Origin of the sequence: Elizabethkingia occulta, assembly GCF_002023715.1 — a bacterium.
In the GTDB taxonomy this organism is placed as follows: Bacteria; Bacteroidota; Bacteroidia; order Flavobacteriales; family Weeksellaceae; genus Elizabethkingia; species Elizabethkingia occulta.
In genome coordinates this window covers 176,542-197,553 of record NZ_MAHX01000021.1, presented here as the reverse complement: position 1 = coordinate 197,553, position 21,012 = coordinate 176,542, and the positions used below count along the sequence as shown (strand labels likewise).

General features: G+C 33.4%; 18 protein-coding genes. 13 read left to right on the top strand and 5 right to left on the bottom strand.

The genetic code is table 11. From position 1 onward, the window contains the following. Window positions 1-84 precede the first annotated feature (84 nt). Together BAZ10_RS17920 and BAZ10_RS17915 are read left to right on the top strand one after the other, a co-directional pair. Window positions 85-702 (top strand): hypothetical protein, encoded by a 618-nt coding sequence (locus BAZ10_RS17920; protein ID WP_078773206.1) that lies wholly within the window; start codon window positions 85-87, stop codon window positions 700-702. Next, window positions 699-1,514 (top strand): hypothetical protein, encoded by an 816-nt coding sequence (locus BAZ10_RS17915; protein WP_078773205.1) that lies wholly within the window; start codon window positions 699-701, stop codon window positions 1,512-1,514. The genes BAZ10_RS17920 and BAZ10_RS17915 overlap by 4 nt, the downstream gene beginning before the upstream one ends. Window positions 1,515-1,547: 33 nt before the next feature. Here the strand turns inward: BAZ10_RS17915 and BAZ10_RS17910 are convergent, their stop codons facing one another. Then, window positions 1,548-3,023, bottom strand: a complete 1,476-nt coding sequence (locus BAZ10_RS17910) for a glycoside hydrolase family 18 (protein ID WP_078773204.1) — start codon at window positions 3,021-3,023, stop codon at window positions 1,548-1,550. Window positions 3,024-3,352: 329 nt separating this feature from the next. Between BAZ10_RS17910 and BAZ10_RS17905 the strand changes: the two genes are divergently transcribed. After that, window positions 3,353-4,108, top strand: a complete 756-nt coding sequence (locus tag BAZ10_RS17905; protein ID WP_078773203.1) for an SDR family NAD(P)-dependent oxidoreductase — start codon at window positions 3,353-3,355, stop codon at window positions 4,106-4,108. A 74-nt stretch (window positions 4,109-4,182) separates the two neighbouring features. Here BAZ10_RS17905 and BAZ10_RS17900 read toward each other — a convergent pair whose 3' ends face one another. Beyond that, a complete protein-coding gene (locus BAZ10_RS17900) occupies window positions 4,183-5,772 on the bottom strand; it encodes a discoidin domain-containing protein (protein ID WP_078773202.1) in 1,590 nt (529 codons plus the stop codon). 214 nt (window positions 5,773-5,986) lie between these two features. On the opposite strand from BAZ10_RS17900, the gene BAZ10_RS17895 reads away from it, so the two are divergent. From BAZ10_RS17895 to BAZ10_RS17855, 9 genes are all read left to right on the top strand, one after another. Then, entirely contained in the window at window positions 5,987-7,273 is a 1,287-nt protein-coding gene (locus BAZ10_RS17895) for a DUF389 domain-containing protein (protein WP_078773201.1), read from the top strand. Window positions 7,274-7,618: 345 nt separating this feature from the next. Beyond that, window positions 7,619-9,094 carry a tetratricopeptide repeat protein gene (locus tag BAZ10_RS17890; RefSeq protein ID WP_078773200.1) on the top strand — a complete coding sequence of 492 codons (1,476 nt, stop codon included), beginning with the start codon at window positions 7,619-7,621 and terminating at the stop codon, window positions 9,092-9,094. 374 nt (window positions 9,095-9,468) lie between these two features. Further along, entirely contained in the window at window positions 9,469-10,269 is an 801-nt protein-coding gene (locus BAZ10_RS17885) for a LuxR family transcriptional regulator (protein ID WP_078773199.1), read from the top strand. A 368-nt stretch (window positions 10,270-10,637) separates the two neighbouring features. Continuing rightward, window positions 10,638-11,225, top strand: coding sequence for a hypothetical protein (locus BAZ10_RS17880; protein ID WP_245803864.1), 588 nt, complete (start codon window positions 10,638-10,640; stop codon window positions 11,223-11,225). Window positions 11,226-11,273: 48 nt separating this feature from the next. Further along, entirely contained in the window at window positions 11,274-11,498 is a 225-nt protein-coding gene (locus tag BAZ10_RS17875) for a hypothetical protein (protein ID WP_078773198.1), read from the top strand. 573 nt (window positions 11,499-12,071) lie between these two features. Further along, entirely contained in the window at window positions 12,072-12,671 is a 600-nt protein-coding gene (locus BAZ10_RS17870; protein WP_078773197.1) for an HdeD family acid-resistance protein, read from the top strand. A 351-nt stretch (window positions 12,672-13,022) separates the two neighbouring features. Continuing rightward, complete coding sequence (locus BAZ10_RS17865) at window positions 13,023-14,054, top strand: alpha/beta fold hydrolase (RefSeq protein ID WP_078773196.1); 1,032 nt, start codon at window positions 13,023-13,025, stop codon at window positions 14,052-14,054. 440 nt (window positions 14,055-14,494) lie between these two features. After that, window positions 14,495-15,028, top strand: a complete 534-nt coding sequence (locus tag BAZ10_RS17860) for an NADPH-dependent FMN reductase (RefSeq protein ID WP_078773195.1) — start codon at window positions 14,495-14,497, stop codon at window positions 15,026-15,028. A gap of 113 nt (window positions 15,029-15,141) precedes the next feature. Further along, window positions 15,142-16,170 (top strand): Atu2307/SP_0267 family LLM class monooxygenase, encoded by a 1,029-nt coding sequence (locus BAZ10_RS17855; RefSeq protein ID WP_078773194.1) that lies wholly within the window; start codon window positions 15,142-15,144, stop codon window positions 16,168-16,170. Window positions 16,171-16,221: 51 nt separating this feature from the next. Here the strand turns inward: BAZ10_RS17855 and BAZ10_RS17850 are convergent, their stop codons facing one another. Next, window positions 16,222-16,725 (bottom strand): SRPBCC family protein, encoded by a 504-nt coding sequence (locus tag BAZ10_RS17850; RefSeq protein WP_078773193.1) that lies wholly within the window; start codon window positions 16,723-16,725, stop codon window positions 16,222-16,224. Between the two features lie 224 nt (window positions 16,726-16,949). Between BAZ10_RS17850 and BAZ10_RS17845 the strand changes: the two genes are divergently transcribed. After that, a complete protein-coding gene (locus tag BAZ10_RS17845) occupies window positions 16,950-18,074 on the top strand; it encodes an agmatine deiminase family protein (RefSeq protein ID WP_078773192.1) in 1,125 nt (374 codons plus the stop codon). Between the two features lie 58 nt (window positions 18,075-18,132). On the opposite strand, the gene BAZ10_RS17840 is transcribed toward BAZ10_RS17845, so the two are convergent. Further along, the gene (locus BAZ10_RS17840) at window positions 18,133-18,873 is read right to left on the bottom strand and encodes a LytR/AlgR family response regulator transcription factor (protein WP_078773191.1); all 741 of its coding nucleotides are present in this window, start codon (window positions 18,871-18,873) and stop codon (window positions 18,133-18,135) included. Further along, window positions 18,873-20,747 carry a sensor histidine kinase gene (locus tag BAZ10_RS17835; RefSeq protein WP_078773190.1) on the bottom strand — a complete coding sequence of 625 codons (1,875 nt, stop codon included), beginning with the start codon at window positions 20,745-20,747 and terminating at the stop codon, window positions 18,873-18,875. The genes BAZ10_RS17840 and BAZ10_RS17835 overlap by 1 nt, the downstream gene beginning before the upstream one ends. Window positions 20,748-21,012: the final 265 nt, after the last annotated feature.

Here is a 21,012-nt window from a genome sequence, read left to right as displayed (position 1 = left end):
TCTCATCTCCAAAATAATATTTCTCTGAAAAATGAATAATCAATAGCTTTTATTATATTTGACAGCAACAAAAAACATCAGCATTTGACTTCGCAAATTTCTTATGAAGATTTCAGACAGACAGAAATTAAAAAGCTAAAACAGTTTAGAAATACTATTTACATTGCTCTCATTGGATTAGACTGTGGCATTTTATTTTTCTTTATCTACAATTTTCATATAGCTTACACGAATAGAAACATCACAAAACCTTCTTTTATTCCGTATATTCTTTCCACTGTATTATCTATTCAGGCAATATTATTACTGGCTATAGGCCCACTCATTTATATTACCTACAAAAGGTTCAAAACATTTATTGTTATTTTAAGAAATCTGGATAAAGAATATATAATATTGTATCAGCTTTATATCTCAAAAATTGTCCGTGTCTGGGCTGGTATTCCGCCTTACCTATTTGTAAAAGACGGATTTACAATCCTAAGAACATTTGGCAATAAGACAATCCCATATCAACAGATTATACGTATCAGTACCAAAACAATAAAAATCCCGGGCGTTTCATTTAAATACAGATTACAAATAGATACAGAAGAGCATGCAGAATATACATTCAACTTTACTCAGGAAGTTCAATCAGTATTTGCTGCCGAAAATATAAAATTAAAAAATCCTGACGTCTGGATAAATTGCGAGAGATGAAAAAGAAAATACAGCCGCAAATCACTGAGAAAAAAAATAACAAAAGAGAAATACTCATGGGGATTATTCCTTCTCTTGTAGCACTGCTTCTCTTCGGACTTAGTTTTATAATTCCTTCTATTCCGGAGAAAATGAAGCTTACAGTAATGCTGCTAATTTATTTTTGCCTCACCCTTATTGTATTTATTTTATCTCTTTTCCGGTCTCCTAATAAGTTTACAATGTCATGGGCACTACCACTCGTTATGTTTACTTTATTTATGGGATCCGACAGCGTATGGCAGAGAAGATTATTATGGAATAAGAATTATCTGGTTATTTACAGTATTAATACTCTTATAATATTGTTTTTCATTGTAGTATTATTTCATAGCAACAAAATCAGAATAAAATCCCTGATTGAAGAATTGAAACAAAAACCTGAACCGTTGTATGAAAAAATAATATCCGTTTTGGCTGTCTTCCTTTTTGTAGGAGCTACCTGGTGGATTATTAACCAGATTATATGTACTGCTGCCTACTATTTGCCACAAAAAGAAGCTCATTATACTGCAGAAGTTACCAGCACTGGATCTACCAGGGGGAAATATTATTGGCATCGTTACTGGAATATGAAGCTTAGTAACAGAAAAAAAGAAGTTTTCTGGGTTTACGCGGCTGCCAATACGGAAACAGGATATAAATGCAGTACTGCCCCAGATCCTGAACCCGGTGCAGTACTATATATAAGTGGAAAACAAAACTTTATAGGATTTTCTTATCAGAGGCTAGATAGCATTAAAGGAAAAGACGGTAAAAAGATATGCCCATGATTTCTTGATACCGGAATCTAGCTATGATGACTGCTATAATTTCACCAGTTTCCACTTCTGAGCATTACCACTGTTAGCAGTATAAATCTGTATTTTAGTCCCATTTGAAGAGCTGCCTTCGTTCACATCAAGATTAGATGAAGCAGCATTCGCCGGAGAAAGTGTAAAATAACCATTACCAACACTGGTTATTTTCCATTTCTGAGCATTGGTTCCATTACTCTGATAAATCTGTACCTGTGTACCATTACTTGCCGCTCCTCCTGCAACATCTAACGCCAGATTAGGAGCATGTTTAGGAGACAGCCTATAATAGCCATTTCCTGTACTGGTAATAATCCACTTCTGATTATCAGAACCAGCATTGCCCCAGAGTAATGTTTTTGTACTGTTAGCCGTTGCTCCGCCTTCCACATCCAAAACACTTGTATTATTTACCGCTGAAACCAACTGATATGTAGCTCCGGAAGTAATGGCAGAGCTTGTCAGTAATGGATTAAGTATAGAGATAATTTTCCTGGTCACGTGATAATCCGGCGTCACAAGATTATCTGTATAACTTCCACTAAAGTCTCTGTCCACAGCATAAGAAAAAGTTCCGCCTTTTTGACCCTGTGTTGGATTCCATTTTGCCATTTTATAGCAGTAATCAGAGTTTACATCAGGATAACTAACATCTCCCCAATTTGATCCTCTTTCTTCTCTAAAAGAAAAACCAGGTAATATTTTATTCGAAGTAAGTCCTCCACCATTATAAGCTGTATAGTAATTCTGAATAGACGATGTACTCTGGCCGTATACCTGTAAAAATAAATAATTAATTTTTGGATAAAGACTTGTAAAATAAGATTTATGACTTTGATTAGTATCCAAAATCAACCATTTAGAAGTTCCGGACTGAGGCCCTAAATAAACTGACAACGCATTATAAACTCCCTGTAAAAGATTTATTTCCTGCTGATTAGGAAAGCTGGTTTCAAAGTCAATATCTATTCCGTCATAATTATAAAGATCAACATAATCTCTCATTACATCTTTTGCAAACTGAGCGTATCCATTTTTATCACGAGAATATTTATTATTATTAAAACTTGACTTGATTCCATCAATTCCTAATGTATAAATAACTTTTGTTCCTCTGGCATGGAGATAAGGAATATAAGTGTTTTTTAGTGTCTGCCAATATGCACTGGATGGCGGCGTATCAGCATTAAAAACCATAACGAAATCGAGACTGTCCGGTAAAGCGGTCATTGCAGTTTTATTTGTTGATTCCGTTGCTATATCCCGCCATGTTCTGTAATAAGCTCCATGAAGCTGGTGCGGACTGTTTTTATAAGCTATCAGATTTGCGAACTCTGCACTTCCTCCTACAGCTGCATTTAAAGCTAATGCTTTTTTGTCACTGACAACCGATTCTTCTCTCAGATCACTTGAACAGTTAAACATAAATCCAAGCATCACTATTGCAATAATACCCAATAGTATTCTTTTAATTTGAAAATTCATATTATTAATATTTTTGATTGGTTAGTTTTTTTACTTCTGAAAAACAGCTCTCACTTTATTTTTCACATCAAAAATATAGAATAACGCAAATAAAGAATTTGAAAAATAATAAATGTATGATATGTGTAGGATAGTCATTTAACATAACATGAAATTATTAATAAACAATATCCTGAATTTCCGAAAACCCTATCTGATCTAATTTATAAGATTAGCTACACTTATATAAATATTTTAAATACGATACATAGTTAAAACTAACTGTCACCCATTTTTTGATGATTTATTTTATAATAACTTTGATAGTCGAATCAATAAAAACATTAATTATGAGTAAAATAGCAGTCGTAACCGGTGGAAACCGCGGACTAGGAAGAGATATGGTACTTAACCTGGCTAAGGGAGGAAAAGACATTATCTTTACATTCAACAGTAAAGAAGATGAGGCCAACGAGGTTATAAAAGAAGTTGAGGCACTAGGCAGAAAAGCTGCAGCAATTCAGCTTAATGTAGAAAGACAAAGCAGTTTCGATCTTTTCTTTGATCAGTTATCCAGTGTGCTTAATGATAAATTCGATGGTCATAAAATCGATTATTGGGTAAATAATGCCGGAATAGGCCTTCCAACTCTTTTGGGACATACAGACGAAAAATCATTTGACACTCTTATGAATATTCATCTTAAAAGCCCTTATTTTCTTGTTCAGAGTGCCATAAATTTTATGAATGATGGCGGAGGGATTGTAAATATAGGGACTGGACTTACCCGATTTTCCATGATTGGCTATTCTGTATATGCAGGATTAAAATCTGCTATGGAAACCATGACCAGATACTGGGCAATGGAGCTGGGTAACAGAAAAATAAGAGTAAATGCTGTAGCCCCGGGTGCTATTGAAACAGATTTTGGTGGCGGTGCTGTACGGGATAATGCTGAAATCAATAAAAATATTGCAGGCGGAACTGCTTTGGGCAGAGTCGGTCTTCCGGATGACATAGGTCCGGTGGTTGCTTTCCTTTGCTCTGATGAGTCAAAATGGGTTAATGGCCAGAGAATAGAAGTTTCAGGAGGTATCCACCTATAATATAAGATCTTTCTGAAGAATAAAAACCTCCCAAAATGGGAGGTTTTAGTTTATTTAAAAATGAATACATCAGATTAATAAGCTGCAAATTCTGCCAGATGTGCATACTGAAATCCGCCGTTTGTAGAAGTTACTTTCACTTTTACATACCTCATAGACTGAGCCTGCGTCAGATCTACATATTGCCAGCTTTGCTGCGCTTTTAGTGAGAATGTACCTATACTTGTCCAGTTAGAATTATCATTGCTTTTGAAAATTTCGATATCCTTCATAGCACCGTTTAAATTGCTTCGGTTAGCAAAAGCAAATCCATTAACTGTAGTTGCAGTTCCCATATCAACAACAAACTGGTGCGGGAGTGGCGCTTCACCTCCTCTCCACTTGGTATGCCATACCGTTGCCGAGTTACCATCCAGAATGTTTGCGATTATACCGTCACTGGTTTCCTGACTGTCTGCAGAAAGAGCCTGCCATCCTGTTCTGTCCAGTAAGTCTTTTGTATTGATTACTGAGATATTTGGTACCCCGTTTACAAACTCATATTGGTATTTGTAGGTTACAAGTGTTCCATTTTCATGATAGAAATTAAGCTTCAATTCATACTGCCCGGATAATGTATAAAAATCATCCAGCGGACATTCTATAGAGAATGAATCCCCACCTGTCGGGCGTGTATCCCACGCCAAAGCATCATAATCTTTATTACCACCAGCAGGAAAAGGATCATGATACACATTTACGATTTTCACCGGTAAACTTGAAGTATATTTACCGCTGATAATAATCTTATTGTCCTTAACCTCACCTTTCAGCTTTACCAGGTTATTCTGCACAGAAGCATACCAGTCGCTTCTCGTTGTTGTTGCAAATGTCTGGGAAAGTGAAAATAGTGCTGATGTTGCATTGGTAATATAAGTAGGAGTTTTTCCATACGAATAGTTTCCGGCTCCCATTAATGCAGTCCCCAGAGTAGGTTTATCTGTTTTATGTTCTTTGTTGTGAGGAGCATTCAGTCCATGTCCAAGTTCATGGGCAAGGCCACCAATCCATTTTGTAGCCAGATCTCCTGTTGCTCCGGGCACTCCTAACTTGTCGGTATCCATTCCGGGATAATCCAGCGCAAAGCAATCTCTTCCTAACCCATAAAACGGAGGTCCGCCCGGATTATTAGGATCTGAATTATAAGAAGGCATAATAATGAGGTTATGGTCACTCTTTTTTTGTGTAGGATTTTGTGTAAAATATTGTCTTACTTCATCCAGCACAACTCCTCCGCCACCATCATAGGGATAGGAAGCATTACCTTTTGTTCCCTTAATCGTAATAATATTTACCTGAGTATCTGATAAAAGATCCAGCCCAAAAGAGGTATAACCATAACCTGCTCTTTGCAGATTGTCTCCATAAAATTTTTGCAACTGAAGCATGATGTTGCTAAGTCTTTTACGGTAGTTAGGAATAGTATCTATATCGTTGGGTACAAAATAGATGACATTAAGTTTGTAAGGATTGTTACGCCAAGCATTCGTAATCGTTGTAGTTGTAATCCCGGCCCTGGCCTGAGGATTCGTTTCCCCTTCGGAGGTTATATCCCTTTTACAGGAGTTTAACATAAAGGCAAGCAAAAATGCGCCCAATAAGGGTTTGAATAGTTTTGTTTTCATGATTTGGTAGAATTTAATTAATTTTCGGTTAAATATAACATAATTTATTCACACATTCATAAAATAAAAGCACATAAATGAAATTTAATATAAAATAAATACCGAAATAAAGATTTTTCTGCAATACTCATTTATATGACAATATCCCTGTTAAAAAGAGTTTGTAACTACATTCTTAAGTAAATATTTCATTATTTTGTTATCAAAACATAACATGAAATATTTCAGTAATTTATTTGGTCTTCATCACGGAGAAGAAGACCGTACAAAAGTTCAGGAGGGTGTACTCAAAAACATTTCATTCAGAGGTGCCAATCTCTGGATATTAGCCTGTGCTATTCTGATTGCTTCTATTGGACTGAATGTAAATTCAACAGCCGTTATTATTGGTGCTATGCTTATCTCGCCGCTTATGGGACCTATTGTAGGCGCAGGCTTCGCCCTTGCTACTTATGATTTTATTTTGCTGAAGAAATCTTTTAAAAATCTTATCATTGCAACCGGAGTAAGTCTTTTTGTTTCCTCTATATATTTCTACTTGAGCCCCTTTAAAGAGGTACAATCTGAGCTTTTAGCCAGAACCTCTCCCACTATTTATGATGTACTCATTGCATTCTTTGGAGGCATTGTTGGTGCTGTTTCCATTACAAGAGCAGAAAAAGGAAATCCTATTCCGGGTGTTGCTATAGCAACGGCTCTTATGCCGCCTTTATGTACAGCAGGGTTTGGGCTCGCAACTTTAAATTTAAAATTTTTAGCAGGAGCGCTGTATCTTTATAGTATCAACTGTTTTTTTATAGGCATTTCTACTTTTCTTATCATTAAGTATATGAAGTATAGTCCGGTAACATCTGGAAATTCTGCTTTTGATAAAAAACTAAGAATCACCATTACAGTACTTATGCTACTAATGATTATCCCCAGCTCCTATCTCGCATATAATCTACTGAGTGAAAAGAAATTCTCTCAGAATGCAGAACGTTTTCTCAAGGATAAATTCTACAATAATGGCTATATAGCTATATATAAGAAAATCAGCTATAACTCTAATCCCAAAAGTATAGAGCTGGCTTTTTTGTCTAAAAAATTTGACAGTATAGAAATCAATACACTGAACAAAGATCTTGCAGACTACGGATTAAACAATACAAAACTTGTTATAAAACAAAATACCTCAGATCTTAAAACTGAAATTTTGTCTGAAATTAACAGGCAAAATGCTAATCTTTCCGAAAAAGATTTACAATTGAATGCACTAAGTTCTGAATTGAAGAAATATAAAATTGAAAATCCAAAGCTTATTAAGGAAATTGGAATATTATTTCCTGAAATTTCTGAAGTATCATTGGGGAAAATGAACAATTATTATTCCAATGACTCCGTTAGTACATCAACTGTATTGCTTTATAAAGCTGACAAAAAAACAGACGAAGACAAACTAAAAAAATGGATTGCAGAACAATTGGGCGAAACTAATCTCAAACTCATTAAAGAGGAATAAAAATTAACGGTTCTTTTACAAAGTCACAAAATTATAGTAGCAATATTTTTAAGTAAAATTAAATGTGCTGCTTTTTATGCCCATAAAGAAGCATTCATTAAAAACTAAACACAATATATAAAACTCACAAATTGTATGCTTTAGCATGAAATCGCAAGAAATCGTAAGAAAATAAAATAGAGAATTCAATGTCAAGTTTATAGTTTAGCCATTTCAAAACAACAGGAATAATCTCATATTTTCTATTTCTGTAAAAGCCTTTTATTACATAATAATTAAATATAAAAATTTATTCAACAAAAAACACCGAAAATTGATAATGCAACCAACAAGCAACCTTTAAATATGCAAAGCAAACTGTTATTATTATTTTTAGCCTCTTTATATATCTCTATTTCTGCTCAGAGTAAAAAAGAGAAAGAAATAGACAGTCTTTTCAGTACAATAAAATCCAAGGCAAACAATCCTTATGTAAAAAAAGAAACAGATAAAATACTGAAAGTTTCCACAGAAGTTTATTACAAATCCCGGGAAATAAATTACATAGATGGTCAAATAGATGCATTAAGCTATATGACTGAGATCTATACTAATACAGGGAATACAAAAATGGCTCTGGCAAAAGCCGATGAAGGTATAGCACTTGCCGGAAATAATAAAAAATATACAATCGACAAATCGAATTTACTAATAGCAAAAGGGGCGGCTCTTTCTAAGCTGGGTTATTTCGACAAAGCAATCCGTACTTTTAAGGAAGCTCTTGATGCAGCAGACAAGGCTCCACCTGAAGATAACAATATCAAACATTACAATAAATCTCTCACCTATTTTCTTATCAGACTTCTATACGAACGCGATCGCAATGCGCCATTAGATAAAAAAGAAACAGAATTCTATATTCAAAGTGCCTATAAAGAAGCCTGCCAGATTTCTCCGGATTACAAACAAAAAGCTTACATTATGACCAAAAGCCTTCAAAGTCTTATATCAGCTTATACAGATTGGGGGGAGTTAAATAAAGCCGAAGCATATCTTGCTGAAGGAGATAAAATTAATGAGAGCACAGAGTCTACCTGGCCTTTAACCCGCAATGTTCTTCTTGGAGAAATGGAAACAAAAAGAAAAAATTTTTCCAAAGCGGCAGAACACTTTAAGATAGCACTTGATCTTACAAAATCCTATAAATTGGTATATGACCAGAAACTGATGTATTCTCTTCTCGCTGAAAGCTATCATGAATTACAAGACTATAAAAATGAATCCTATTATCTGGCTCAGAATAAAAAACTAAGTGACAGCCTTTCTAAAGCAGAAAAACAAACCAACAGCTATATATTAAAGAAAGAGCTTGAAACTAAAGTACCTGATAAGATATGGGAGAATCCCATCAACTGGTATTATATAGTGCCATTTATTATTTTATCAATAATTGTCATCTATACAATTTACAAGCGTTTTAAAAAGCAAAAAATATCCGGTTCAGTTATCGATTACAATACTGAATTAGACTATGGAGGCTATGAAGATCACAAAAAACTAGATCACGTTATAGAACTTGCAGAAAACAACAATACTGCATTTTATTTAAAATTTCAGGAGATATTTCCGGATTTCAATCAAAAACTTTTAAATATTAATCCGAGACTTACACAATCCGATCTGGAATATTGTGCTATGATGAAGCTAAACTTTGATACAAAAAAAATAGCTATTATTAAAAAGACTTCCGTGGGTGCAGTGGAGAGCAAAAAACACCGGATCAGGAAAAAATTGAATATAACATCTGAAGAAAATATTTACATCTGGTTAATAGATAAATAAAAATAGTCTTTAAAAATATTTTAACAAAAAACCACATAAAACATAGCTTTTTATGTGGTTTTAACTTTTTCGTAAGAAAACGAATGCTACTCCGAAACAAATCAGAATAAGCATTTGTGGAATCGCATGCTCATGCCATGATACTTTTGTCCCATCAAACAAAATTGCTTGTTGTATATCAATATAACATCCATTTTAATCAAAATTAAATAATTGCATAACTGCCCCGAATCAGAACACACCTGATGAAATGGTCCCCCATAATAGTTTTAGCATAAAGAACAGTTAACGGGGCAGTTTAATTAAAATGAAGCTGATTAATGAATGTTCATTTACAAATAAGTAAGTATAAGTAACAGATAAAATAAAAAATTATGGCTGAGAAAAAGATTATACCTATCACTACAGAACAATTCCATGAGTATTTTTCAATCTACAATAAAGCAGATGAAAAAGACAGCTCTGTAATGTATTCCGGTATTACAGAAAGCATTAAAAACTTTGCTGTTGGTCATTATTTCTGGTTTATAGTTGATTGCATCAATATGGAAACAAAAGTTGTAAGTTCTAATATAGAGCTTCATACTCCATATAATCAAAAAGAGTTAAATAACCAGCACATACAGCATTTTATAGATTTGATACATCCGGAAGATGCTCAATACCTGCTTTCTGCTTTAGTCTCTTCAGCAAGAATATATAAGAATATGCGTAAATCGGAGAAAAATAATCTGCGTTTTAATTTTTATGTCCGAATGCTTAATCATGAAAACAATTATCGTTGGGTGCTCATTCAGGCTCCTAAACAATGTTTTAATAAATACAACCAGATACAAAGCTCATTAATTGTTATTTATGATCTATCCCATTTTCCAATAAATGAGATGCCATTGCTTTCAATATTAGATGATGAGGGTAAAGAAATTCAATATTCTAAACACATGACCTCAAATAATACAAAGCAGGATGAATCCAAACCTTATGTTACACAACGCGAAAAAGAAATATTGAGGCTAATGGCTCAGGGACTGAACAGTCCAAAAATAGCAGAGCATTTGTTTATATCTTATCATACAGTTGAAAACCATAAACGTAACCTGAGAAAAAAAACAAAGACAAAAACTTCTACAGAGCTTATAGCCTTTAGTATAAACAATTGTATACTTCCGGCTTAAATAATATCGACAACTTAATATTAAAAATGACAGATTCGTGCTATTTCCTTCCGTTATAATGATATATACTTTTACAAACAGAAAATAAATATTACTATAAATTATTAAAACTCAATCAGAAACTATGATAGCAATACAATTCAAATACTGAATGAGAAGAACAATACTATTAGCCATTATTATACAATAAAGGGAATTAAAGAAAATAACATGATCATCATTTATTTGTTATTTGTTTGTGAAAACTGGAAACAGTTGGAGAGCGGGGTTTCCCCGCTCTTTTTATAAAATAATTCTTCCATTAAGAATTAACAGGATTTTGTCAATATATATGAAACGAACTGGTTATTTATTTCTAAAATAATTATATGAATTTACACTCTCTTAATATATCAATAAGATCTACTGTAAAAGGTTCTACACTACTGATATTAAATAGTTTTATATTTATAACAGCTGCAATTTTAAGTTTTATAATATCATACAAATCTATTTATATACCATTAGGAATCGCTTTTAGCTTATCATCAATTATTGAAGCTTTATTTTTCCTGCAAAACAGCAAAAGTATAAAAGCTTGGAATTGGTATCTATATTATACTTTGTCTATAGCAATAATTATCACCATATCTTATCCATACACTCATGAAAATTATACGACTTCCATATTAGGACTTATTTCTTTATGTCAAGGCTTTTTATTATTAAGCCTGGCAACAGATCTTAGAAATCATGATTCGGTTCATTGGGCAATACCAGCCAGATCAAGCGGTTTAGCTATTCTCTTTTCAATTATACTCATTGCTCATTCGGTATTTGATTTGATTCCAACAAGCTTCATTATTGGAGGAGTATTTATTATGATCGCACTCAGCTATATATTACTTGTATCGGAGTTTAAAAAGCTTAACAAACATTACAAATCAATAAAAATACTGAGTAGGGAATTAAAGTAGATCATATATAAAATAGAGCCCGAATAACCAATAAAATAAGATCAAATTATGGATACAACTAATACCAATCCTTCCGAACCTGCCCCTGAAGAATCCTTATCTGATAAAAAAACTAAAAAGGGTTATTTACCACCCAAATTAAATGTTATCTTTTTAAAACAAAAGGAAAAAACAGATCCACTTTATTCTAAAACAGGCTCTTTTCCCAATAACTCTTCCTTTACCGAAGAAAAAAATTCATCAGACACTGATGAAGCAACATGTGATATGTAATTATCATTTTGTCTTATTGATATGAAATAAGTTAACATTCTCTTTTCGGTTACTCATATTTTTTTAAAAAGTCATTTCATATCAGCTATCACAATACAGTCAAAGTACTATTTACAAATAAACAACACTGTTTATCAGTAACTTATGTTGTTTTCAATATTTTCGTAAGAAATCGTATGTATCTCTGATAAAAATCAAAAGATTATTTTTTCGATCTGTCATTTTTGGAACATTACTTTTGTCTTGTGAAATAAAATTCACTCTAAACTACTATCTATTAAATTATACGCTCCGGTAAACACAAATGATGATAAGATCCCTTTCTTTTAGTGAAATTACCAACACCACCGGAGCGTTTTTAATCTACAGCCTAACTTATAAAAGAAATTCTAACAAAAGCTAATTATAACTCAGTATTTCATTAATAATCTGTAAAATAAAAATAACTTGTCAGGAATATTTTAAAAAAAAATAAATAGGTCTTAAAGTTTCATAATTAATCATTAATTAACTCTCCTCCAAACACTTTTGTCCGTTATTTGCATTGCAATAAACGCACTTGATTAAAATAACATGAATGATTCTTTTAACACCACTATCAGAGGCTCTCTGAAAGATTGGTATTTTCCTGTAATAGCAGGCATTCTCTCTGTAATAACGGGAGTATTTTTATTTATAATACCGCAGTCAAACTATGCTCAGTACATTCTGTTTTATGGAATAGTTTTTATTATTGCGGGACTGCTTCGTCTTATATTTTCTTTTCAAAACCGAAGAATAATTAACGGCTGGGGTTGGTATCTGATTTACGGAATGCTGATCTTGGATTTGGGAATTTATTTAACAATTTATTCCGGAAAATCATCTATCCTTATTATTGGTCTAACTGCTTTATTACGTTCAATCACCATGCTGGGAACAGCAATAGACTTGAAAAGACATGAACATTATCATTGGGGACGTATTGCCACATGGAGTGCTGCAGGAATTATTTTCTCAGCATTACTAATTTTAAATCCTGCCTCAGCTGGTATCCCAATTAACTTTATCACAGCTCTATATTTTATTAGCATTGGCATTGCTGCAATTTTGCTTTCTACAGAATATAAAAAGGTGAATCAGCATCATTACATTATGCGCAAGCTCATGCGTAAACTGGATGATGATCTTTAGTATTATTTTATAACAAGCTCTGAGTTGTAAAGCATATTAATAAATATATTATTATTGTATTTGCCAATCTAAAATTCTGAATAAAAAGCAAAATACCATCTGAAATTCTTTCTAAATTTCTTAAATATAATTATGACTAAATTGTTAAATATTAATTATTTTACATTTATATACATTTAAACTCAAATTATATTAACACAAAGCTTAAATTTGCCTGTTAGTAGTATTATTACAAATATACACGCTAAAAAACTTTGACCGATAATTTAGACAATGACAGAAAACTTTTTTAGTTGAAAAATTCATCTTCTGAATTCCCTCCATCGTTTGTCCGGCCCTAAGATGTTATATATGAAATTAATTTTAAAAATATTTAAGTTTACTGGTAAGCTTATATTAGGAGTTCTAATATTATTATTGTTCTCGGGGCTGTGCTACCGGTTATTTGCACCAAAACCAATTCCACCGGGCAAATTAGTTAATATTAATGGTACTAATATTCATGTAAGGGCAGAAGGTGAAAAGAAATCTTTACCTACTGTTATTATTGAAGCAGGAGCACAAAGTAACACAGATATGTTGCACTGGCTGGCAGAGGGTTTGAAAAATAAAACAAGAGTTATACGCTATGACAGAGATGGAAAATGGTTTAGCGAATCGAGTAATAGAGATAGTATATCTCCTGAATTTTATGCACATCAGCTTCATGAATTATTAAAAAAAATTGGTGAAAAACCACCTTACATTCTGGTAGGTCATTCTATGGGAGGACCTTACAGCAGGATATTCAGAGATCTTTATCCAAATGAAGTTGAAGGAATCGTTTTCATAGACTCAAGCCATCCTGAACAATGGAAACGATTATCTCAAAAAGAATTGATTCCTAAACGACAAGCAAAGCTTTTAAAAATAGGATCTGTATTTGCAGATTTAGGTATTTTGGGTATTTATGATAATACCATTGGTAAGCCAGTATATCAAGGTGATGGTTTACCAAAAGAATTATACAGCCGTTCAAGATCATTAATGTCCAATTCAGGAGATGTTTATCGTATGTTTTTACGAGAAAATGAAGTAACCAACAGAGTATTGCAGCGAGCAAATAAGACAAAGGATTTAGGTTCATTACCGGTTATGGTATTTACTGCTACAGAACAGTATAAAGAATCCCAAAAAGAGAAATACAGAAAAGATGGAATTGACCCTGAAAAACAGGTTCAATTATGGTTTGATATGCAAAAAGAACTAAAAGAGCTCTCTTCCAACGGAAAACAAATTATTATGAATGCAAGCCATGGTACTATCATTACCAAAAAAGAAAATGCTGACATCATAAATAAAGAGATTCTTTTACTATCTGAAAAGATTGTAAGGGGAAATTAAAAAAGCAAAAGTTACACACAATAGTTTTGTAAAGTGGAATGTTGAGTGCTAAATGAAGTTCAGATTTTTACATTTATACTATTTTAGAGATAAATCTGTTATAAATAATAAAATGTAAAAAGTTTTGCAGGTAAAAATACTACAAAGACATTTTGGTTTTCAGCAAAATATTTAAATAGTTACTATATAAGTTTATAAACAAGCTAAGCTGTACAGAACACCTGATTATAAGTACACTATATTTTCTTTCTTTATAAACTAGTATAATAGTTTTTTAATTTTTCAGATTATCCAATTACAGATGATATTACATTACAACTGTAAAAAAACTAATGTAATATTTCTTATATTTAATTAAGTTGTCCATAAAGATAAGTTTTCAAATAATCTTCCACACCTTATAGTTTATGTCTTAATTTTAAAACAGAAAAACAAACAATATGAAAATATTAGCATTTGCAGGAAGTACCTCTTCCACTTCTATTAACCGAGAATTAGTGAAATTTGTTTTAAAGAGTTTTCAGGATCATGAGATTAACCTGATTGACCTTAATGATTATTCTATGCCCGTATTTTCAGTAGATCTTGAGAAACAAGGCTTTCCTGATCAGGCACACGGTTTTCTAAAACAAATTGAAGAGAGTGATATTATTATCTGCTCACTGGCCGAGCACAACAGGTCTTATAGCGCAGCCTTTAAGAATGTCTTCGACTGGTCGTCAAGAATAAATGTGAAGATTTTTCAAAACAAACCTATGTTACTGATGAGTACTTCTCCCGGTGGTTATGGTGGTGGAAATGTAATGAATACAGCAAAAACCTTCTTTCCACAGTTTGGAGCTCTTGTTATGGAAAATTTCTCGCTTCCAAAATTTTATGAAAACTTCGATCTGGAGAATGGCGTGATTAATACTGAAATGTTGGAAGAATTAAATAATAAAATCAAAAGCTTTAAATCTCAGATTTCAGCCTAATATTTTTTAATACGTTATTCTTTTTGGGGATTCTATTTCTTATCCTATATCAAGGAAAACCAAAGCTAAACACGCGATATTTGTATTAGAAATTCCCAAAAACAATACACATTATGGAAATAGGAATAGACAGCTTTATTGCAACCGGTGCTTATGAAGGGGCTTTAAATCCTCAGCAAAACATAGAAGCCATAGAAGCTTTGCTTAGTAAAATTGAACATGCTGACAAAATGGGACTTCATGTCTTTGGACTTGGGGAACACCACCGAAAAGAGTTCTTAGATGAAGCTCCGGCTGTTATTCTTGCAGCGGCTGCCGCTCGTACTCGAAACATTAAGCTTACCAGTGCAGTTACGGTACTAAGTGCTGCTGATCCTGTAAGAGTTTTTCAGGAATATGCTACTCTTGACCTTATATCAAAAGGCCGGGCAGAGATTGTTGCTGGCAGAGGTTCTTTTATTGATGCATATCCCTTATTCGGGCTTAATCTTCAGGATTATGATCATCTTTTTGAAGAAAAAATAGAATTATTACTGGCTATTCGAGACAACGAAACAGTATCGTGGAAAGGTAAGTTTCGCGCACCTTTACACGAACAGCCTATATATCCTCGTCCATATCAGGAATCTCTTCCGGTGTGGATTGGTGTTGGCGGTACGCCAGAATCTTTTATACGTGCAGGAAAACTTGGACTTCCGTTAATGGTTGCTGTTATCGGAGGTGAGACTCATAATTTCAGACCTTTGATTGATCTATATTACGAGGCAGGAGAAAAAGCAGGACATCCCCGTGAAAAACTAAAAGTAGGATTACACTCTCTGGGTTATGTCGCAGAAGATACAGCTCAGGCAAAAGATGAATACTTCCCCGGATATCAGGAGATGATGGGCAAAATAGGTAAAGAACGAGGATGGCCTATACCTACCCGATCTCAGTTCGAGGCACAAGCCGGATTAACCGGAGCCTATGTCGTAGGAAGTCCTGAAGAAGTAGCAGCAAAAATACTTCGTCATAGTAAAGCATTGGGAGGTATTTCAAGATTTACTTTCCAGATGGATAATCCGGGGCTTACACAAGAACAGGTTTATAAATCAATAGAACTGATCGGTAAAAAAGTAATTCCGCTAATTAACGAAGCATAAAAATTTAAGCTCCTCTATTTTGAGGAGCTTTTTAGTTTTATCATAAAATCTTTACTTGTTTACTTCCAGTAATAATTCATCAAGGTTTCCCATACACATAGTAAAACCTTCTTTAAAGCCCATCTCCAACATGGTTTCTACATCTTTATAGCTATCATGCTTAAGAATTATATGCAGCGTTGTAAGATGGTCATCTGTAGAAAAATTAATACTCCAGTCAGAACGTGGTTTTTCAGTATTTTCATTTCCGTTTTCATCACAAAAAGCATCCTTCCACTCGATAAGCTTTTTGAATTCTATTTTCTGATAGTCAGCCTTACACCATAGTTTTTCATTCTCTGGACTTACCATAGCATATAGCCATATTCCTCCTTCAGCAAAATTTAAAGTCTTTGTCTCAACCCTATAAGGTTTTGGAGCCCACCATCTGTCCAGGAATTCCGTTTTTGTCCAGGCTTGCCACACTTGCTCCAACTTCGCATTGAATTCACGCTTGATAACAATAGTATTGTTTTCCTTATCTATAGAAAAATCAAAAAAAAGATCGCTTTTCATTTTTAATATTTTTGATGGTTTTATATTCAAAGTTACCAAATAATTCAATGCATGATTCTGGATACAAGATTCAATTATAAACTTTAAATCAACCAATTACACTTACACATCGCTTGTACAGGATAAAATCTCCGAAATTAAAACTGTACAGAAAAGTTGTCCGTTTTGGACAAGTCTGACAATATTTAGCGATCTAATTTTGCCCTGTCAAAAAAAGATCAATTATGCAAAGAAGAAAATTAGTACCCTTATTACTACCCTTTATTCTGTTATCATGCAGCCGCGATGAGAAGACCGATAAGCCATCAGGTACTCCCGATCCGTCTACTGTTCTCTATAAAATGCCTGAAGAATCCGCTCCGCATGAAGGAACATGGCTTCAGTGGCCACACGAATATCAATATGGACCTACTTACCGCGACCGCCTTGATCCTGCATGGATAGCCATGACCAAAGAGTTGGTGCAGAGTGAGAAAGTTCATATTATCGCTTATGACAATACAGAAAAGGATCGTATAACCGCACTATTGAATGATGCCGGAATATCACTAAGCAACATAGATTTTAAAATCTATCCAACAGATGATTTCTGGGTAAGAGACAACGGACCTATTTATGTAAAAGATAACAATGGTAAACTATTTATTCAGGACTGGGGTTTTAACAGCTGGGGTAAAAAGGCTCAGTACAACAATTGTGACGCTGTTCCTTCCAAAATTGCTACAGATACTAATGTTCCGAAAATTGACCTCAACTCGGTAATGGTAAACGAAGGCGGAAGTGTTGAAATTGACGGAAACGGAGTATTAATGGCTTGTAAAAGCTCTATTCTTAATAGCAACAGAAATCCCGGAATGTCTCAGCAGCAGGCAGAAGAAATATTTACAAAGAATTTGGGTGTTACAAAATTTATATGGCTGGAAGGGAAAGCTGGCCTTGATATTACCGACATGCATATTGATGGATTTGCCAGATTTGCCAATTCGTCTACTATTATTACAATGAATTCTAATGACCTTTCTTACTGGCAGGTTCCTGATAATGATATTAATAGTCTGTACAATGCTACAGGAAAAAATGGTTCGGCTTATCGGTTTGTAAAAGTCCCTTTAACCAAAAATGAAGTAACAACTACCTATGGAAAGAAAGTTGGACGTGCATCCTATATCAACTATTATATTGCCAACAACCGGGTATTGGTACCCAATTATAACGACCCTAATGATGCAGTTGCAAACAACATCATCCAACAACTGTATCCGGACAAAAAGGTTGTCGGAATCGATTGTCGAAATCTCTTTGCCAATGGTGGTATGGTACACTGTGTTACGCAGCAGCAACCCCGATAAGATTATGTTATAAAAATAAAAAACTACCATCATAGGTAGTTTTTGCTGTATATAAAAGTTATAGATACTGTTCTAAATACTTCAGGACATCGTCTTTCTTTCTTGCTGATACAGGAATTTTAATTCCTGTTTTTAATTGTAAATAGCCTTCTTTAAAGTATCGGGTAACATAGTTCATATTCACAAGATAAGATTGGTGACATCTTATGAAATGGGCAGGAGATAATAAAGTTTCATACTCTTTCAAAACTTTAGAAACCAAAACTCCCGGTTCATTGTTCAGAAAAAATGTTGTATAACCCTTATCTCCTTCACAGTATACAATATCATCACAAAGTATAATTTGAAGATAATCGCGGTTTTTTAAAACAATTCTGTTTACTTCTTTGGGCTTTTCAATATAGTTATTAGCCAACTGAAGCTGAGACTGCTGAACTAAATAGGCTTCGTTTTTATCAATAACTTTTTGGATTACAGCCTTTAATTCGTCGTCTGCTATAGGTTTTAGCAAGTAACCTATTGCTCCTAAATTGAGTGCCTGAATAGAATAATGACTAAAAGCAGTGATAAAAATAACTTTATACTTCTCTATATCAAGTGTATCAAACAATCTAAAGCTTATCGTATCTTTTAGCTGAATATCTGCCAAAATTAAGTGCGGCTCCAGTTTTGGAATTTCTTCAAGTGCTGTTTTAACCTGATCTGTATACCCAACAACTTCAATATCTGGAATTTCTCTAAGAATACTCAATATATAATTACGGATATTCTCTTCATCTTCAAGTACGTATACTCTCATTAGTCTTCTGTTAAAATTGGAATATTAATCTCTACTCTAAAACCATTATCTATAGCACTGGTTTTAACAAAAGAATTGGTTTTGGGAAAAAGAACATTCAGTCTTTGTTCGGTAATTGATGTCGACAAAGACTGTTTGTTTACATCTGTGTATTGGGCTGCTTTTCCTCTGCCATTGTCTTCGATGATGATTTCCATATAATCCGTCTTATTTTCAAATATAATATTAATTTTTCCTATATAATCAATATTACCAAACCCATGTATGATGGAATTTTCAACAAAAGGTTGCAAGAGCATAGGGGGAATTAATTGAAGGTAAAGCTCTATATTGTTATCTACTGTTATGCTATATTCAAAGCTTGTTTTAAAACGCATTTGCTGGAGCTGCATGTAATCTTCCAGAAGTCTGATCTCATCTTCTATAGAAATAAAATCTTCTTTTTCATATTCCAGGATATTCCGCATCAGTCTGGCAAATTTGGTGAGATAGCTAATGGACTTAGTCGTCTCTTTTTCGCTAATTAATCCCTGGAGGTTACTTACGGTATTGAATATAAAATGCGGACTTATTTTTAGTTGGAAAGTCTTTTGTTCGAGTTTTAGTTTGTCATTTTCTACTAAAAGCCTCTCTGTCCGGGATTGCAAATTTTTTCTTTTAAGAAAGTTGTAAAGAACAAATCCTACCAGTAAGAATGTAGCCCCGAGAATAAACATCAGCCATTTCTGCTGTAGTATAATCCTGTTATTAAGCTTATTTTTAGTCTTTAGACTGTTAATCGTTAAATCTTTGTTTTCAGATTTAAATTTTTGTTCAATCTCATAAACTTTATCTCTTTGTATATCATTGATATTCTTCAGCTTCAGCTTATAATATGTATCAATATATTTTAAGGAACTCTTGTAATCACCTTTCCCTTTATAGGCATCAGATAAAACAGCATAAAATTCTGCCATTCCACTTGAATCCTTATTTTTCACGGACCATTTTATACCCTCATCACTATACTTTATGGCGTTATCAAATTCCTTATTTCCCTTATAATTTATGGCAAGATTAATAAAGGCCACAGGATTTAATCTGTCAATAGATTCCAGATAATCAAAGGATTTCTTAGAATAATAGACACCACTATCCGGCATTTTCTTGAGCCCATAAATAATAGCTTTATAATCCATGGTTCTGGAAAGCTCATATTCATTTTTGTTCATTCTGGCTATATCCTCTGCTATCTTCTGGTTAACCTCCATCTCCTTTATATCAGAGCTTTCCATGGCATACAGAAATAAGACTTCATAGTATTTCAGTTTCTCAGAAGCCATATTTTTTTCCGGGTTATTCTCAAAACTAAGCTTAAAAAACTCGGTTGATTTCGCCATATTCTTATTGATATAAAATGCCTGAGCCATTAGATCATAATATTTAAAAAGAAGAGGGCTTTTCCTCTTTTCTTCACTATTAATCTTTCTAAAAATGGCTTCCGTAATCTTGGGTCCGATTGCATCCGACTTAAATCCATCTTTGAAACTACAGAGATCTACCAAATCTCTTATGTCTTGTGATCTTCCAACAGTGTCTACTTTATTTAAATAGTAATCTGAGCTGTCTTTTTTACTAAGGACATATTTCATATAGCTATGGTACAAGGCTTTGTCTTTTGCACCAAGACCATTAGTTATACTATCGAGATTTTTAAAGAGTTTTTCTTTCTTTTGTCGTGGAGCAACATCTGTTTTTATAGCAAAACTGATAAAATTCTTATCTGTATTTGATGCACTTACCGTTACTTGTTCTTTAGTCTTTTTATTGCAGCTAACTATAAATAATAGAGCAGATACTATAGATAGAATTCTAAATTTTAAACAATCTGGCATTTGTTGATTTTAGTTAGACCAAGATAAGTAAGTCTTGTGATAATTTAAATACGAATCATTCTGAAAAAGTAATTTTATATGCTATATCTATAATATATTTTTTTCAGAAGTCCCTTAAGTAAAAAAGAAAGGGAGGCCATTAGCCTCCCTTTGCTTTTCTAGTTAAAATTAAGGATTTGGTGAATAGGAATATAACTAGATGAGGAATATATTTCACATTTTTTTTACATTTCAAATTTGACCAATTATTATCTTTCACAAGTAT